The organism is Micropruina sp. (genome assembly GCF_027492755.1).
Taxonomy (GTDB): Bacteria; Actinomycetota; Actinomycetes; order Propionibacteriales; family Propionibacteriaceae; genus Micropruina.
Genome location: NZ_JAPUED010000014.1, coordinates 6,314 through 9,662, shown reverse-complemented (window position 1 = coordinate 9,662; position 3,349 = coordinate 6,314). Strand labels below are relative to the sequence as shown.

General features: G+C 70.5%; 3 protein-coding genes. 1 reads left to right on the top strand and 2 read right to left on the bottom strand.

All coding sequences use genetic code 11. The features are described from left to right. Window positions 1–116 precede the first annotated feature (116 nt). A complete protein-coding gene (locus Q0066_RS00710) occupies window positions 117–1,676 on the bottom strand; it encodes a bifunctional NAD(P)/FAD-dependent oxidoreductase/class I SAM-dependent methyltransferase (RefSeq protein WP_298129069.1) in 1,560 nt (519 codons plus the stop codon). A 68-nt stretch (window positions 1,677–1,744) separates the two neighbouring features. On the opposite strand from Q0066_RS00710, the gene Q0066_RS00705 reads away from it, so the two are divergent. Beyond that, complete coding sequence (locus Q0066_RS00705) at window positions 1,745–2,305, top strand: XRE family transcriptional regulator (protein WP_298129067.1); 561 nt, start codon at window positions 1,745–1,747, stop codon at window positions 2,303–2,305. A 216-nt stretch (window positions 2,306–2,521) separates the two neighbouring features. Here the strand turns inward: Q0066_RS00705 and Q0066_RS00700 are convergent, their stop codons facing one another. Then, window positions 2,522–3,235, bottom strand: a complete 714-nt coding sequence (locus Q0066_RS00700; RefSeq protein ID WP_298129065.1) for a class I SAM-dependent methyltransferase — start codon at window positions 3,233–3,235, stop codon at window positions 2,522–2,524. Window positions 3,236–3,349 lie beyond the last annotated feature (114 nt).

Here is a 3,349-nt window from a genome sequence, read left to right as displayed (position 1 = left end):
TTCACCAGGTTTGAACCATGGAAAGGACGCCAAACCAGGGCGAAGTGATATCCGGTGCGGCCGGGCCCAGTCGGCCGGTGGGCGGGGCGGTGGGGGCGGGGAGTCAGCCGGGCGAGTCAGGCGGCCCGGCGCAGCAGTATCACGGTGTCGTCCAGGGTGGCCGGCTGGCCGTCGGGGGTGGTGGCCGGACGGGTGCGGACCTCGGCCAGTTCCGTCGTCCACTCGGCGGGGTCGAGTGCGAGCGCCTCGACCTCCTCAGCGGGGGAGAGGAAGTGGTGATGATGGTCGGACAGCCGTTCGGACCACGGAGGCGCTGCAGCATGAGAGACCACCAGCAGGTGGCCGCCGGGCCGGACGTAGCCGGCTGCCTTGCGTAGTGCCGAAGTCCGCTCGAAGGCCACTGGTGAGTGCAGGAAGCTGGCTGTGACCAGGTCGTATGCGTCGTCGGTCGACCAGTCGGCGAGGTCGGCCGCGACGAAACGGACGCCCTCGGGCGACAGCCCCGCGTTCCTGGCCGCCTCGGTGGCCCGTCCGATGGCGGTCGGCGAGATGTCGACGCCGGTCACCTGCCAGCCCTGCCGGGCCAGCCAGATCGCGTCCGCGCCCTCACCGCAGCCGAACTCCAGCGCCGTGCCGGCGTCCAGGGTGGCGACCACCTCGGCGAAGCTGTGGTTGACCCGTCCCGACCAGACCCACTCCGAGCCGCGGTAGCGCTCCTCCCAGAAGTCGACCGGGGCGACCTCGGGCCAGTCGGTGTGGACGGCGGCGTCGAAGTCCCAGCCGGCCAACGCACCGTTCAGCGCCGCGCCGGCCATCGTGCCGGCACCGATCGACATCGGCACGTTCGCCATCGGGTTGGTGATGTTTCCGGCCGCCCAGATCCGGTCGTTACTGGTCTTCCCGGCCTGGTCGACGGCCAGGAAGCTGCCGAACGGGGTCTCGGTGCGAGCCAGTTCGAGGTGCGCCAGGAAGTCCTCGTGGGTGCGCGGACGTCCGGCGGTGAACAGTGCGTCGACGGCGTGGCTGTCGCCGTCCGCGGTGCGCACGGCCTCGATGGCCTCGCCGTCGCCGGCGATCTCGGTGACCGGCGAATCGACCAGTCGGACGCCGCGGGCGCGCAACCGGTGCCGGGTGGCCTCCGGCACCTCGATGCCGGCGGCGAACACCGTCACCTGCTCGCTCAGTTGCCGCAGCAGTTCGGCCTGGTGGATGGCCAGTGGCGAGGTGAGCAGCACGCCGAGCCGACGATCGCGGACCTCCCAGCCGTGGCAGTACGGGCAGTGCACGACGGTGGTTCCCCAGCGCTGCGCCAGCCCCGGAATCGCCGGCAGTTCGTCGGTGAGGCCGGTGGCGACCAGCACCGCACGCGCCTCATGCGTCGCGCCGTCGGTCGCCTCGACCCGGACGCCGTGCCCGGTGAGATTCACCCGCGCGACTGAGCCCTCGATCACCTGGACGCCGTACCCGGCCACCTCGGCGCGGCCACGGACCAGCAGGTCGGCCGGATCGACACCCTCGTTGCCGAGGACGCCGTGCATATGCGCCGCGAACCGGTTGCGCGGGCTGCCGGCATCGATCACCAGCACCCGGCGCCGGGATCGGCCCAGCATCAAAGCGGCGGCCAGTCCGGCCGGGCCGCCACCGATCACCACCACGTCCCACTCGGAATCCGTCATGACGCCATGGTTGTCTGAAGGTGGCATAGTTGCAAACGAGTTTGCTGAATATGCAAGGAGGAACAATCGTGGACGTGCTCGACCAGGTGGGTCTCCGGCTCCGTGCGGCCCGCAAGGCCCGCGGCTGGACGCTGGACGAGCTGGCGGCACGGGCATCCATCTCGGCCAGCACGCTGTCGCGGCTGGAGTCCGGCAAGCGGCAGGCCACCCTGGAGCTGTTGGTGCCGCTGACCAGGCAGCTCGGCATCCGGGTGGACGACCTGCTGGCCGACGAGGCGCCCGACCCGCGCGTGCGACGTCCGGCCATCCGCCGCGACGGCATGCTGATCGTCCCGCTGGCCCCCGAGGGATCGCCGATCCACACCTACAAGATCACCTATCCGCCGACGAAACAGTGCGATGAGCTGAAGGTGCACGAAGGATACGAGTGGCTCTACGTGCTGTCCGGACGCCTCCGGCTGCGGCTCGGTGAGCAGGACCTCGTGCTGACCAGGGGGGACGCGGCCGAATTCGACACCCGCACCCCGCACGCGATGAGTGCCGCCGGTGGCCGTCCGGCTCAGGTGATCAGCATCTTTAACGAGACCGGCATGCGCATGCACACCCACTCGGACCCGCCCCGCCCCTGACCCCCGCCCATTCGGCCCCCAGTGCCCTCGGGCCTCCCGTCCCCGCTCGGTCCCTCACGACTACTTCGCCCTGCTTCGCGTTCGTTTCCGCTGTTTGAACCAAGGAAAGGACGCCAAAGCAAGGCGAAGTGGTTGGGGGAGGGTGGCCGGAGGCCTGAGGGACCCGGGGATCGGGCTCGGGTGTGGTGACCCGGGGCCGGGACCGGGGGCGGGGGGTCAGGGGTGGACGGCGGCCTTCGTCGCGACGAAAGCGAACCAGTTCTCCCGGTCACGCTTGACCAGATGGCAGCCGGGTAGGTGCTGCATCCGGGCGCCGAGCAGCCCGGCGGAGGCCAGTGCGGCCAGGATGTCGTCGATGTCGGCGTTCGCGAACGGCAACTCGTCCACCCGGGCCTTCGCCCGGTAGTCGTCCAGCGGGCTCAACCGGATGCCCTCGCCGGGTTCGAGTTCGTTGATCGCGATCAGGGTGCCGCCCGGCACCAGGACACGGGCCCACTCGCGGACGGCGGCGTCCGGTTCGGTCAGCGTCCAGAGCAGCCGGGAGCTGATCACCACGTCGAACGAGGCGTCCGGGAAGGGCAACTCGAGGGCGTTGCCGACGCGATAGTCGACGGTGAGCCCGCGCTCGGCGGCGTAGCGGCGGGCGTGGCTCATCATGCCCTCGGACAGATCGACGCCGGTGACGTGCGAGTAGCCCTGTTCGGCGAGCAGATTGGCGATCAGCCCGGTGCCGGTGGCGACGTCGACGATGCGCAGCTCGCGGTCGTCGCCGACCAGTCCGCCGAGCATGCGCCGCCAGGTGCCGCGGTCGGCGACCTCATGGGTGGCGTCGTAGTCGGCGGAACGGATGTCCCAGTAGTCCGTCATGCCGCGCGCCTCACGCTCCCGACGGGGCAGGTTGGACTCGGTGCGGGCGTCGGTGGAGGTCACGCCGACCAGCAAATCACATGGGTTCGGCCGATCCTGCCCGGGTCTCGGCTCACCACTGCTGAGGGCCCTGATCCGAGGGCCACCGCTGGTTGAGCTCGTCGAAAACCGCCAGAG

Bases quoted from the DNA above. Each gene is read 5' to 3' on its own strand.
- Q0066_RS00710 (WP_298129069.1), bottom strand. From the start codon at position 1,676: ATGACGGATTCCGAGTGGGACGTGGTGGTGATCGGTGGCGGCCCGGCC.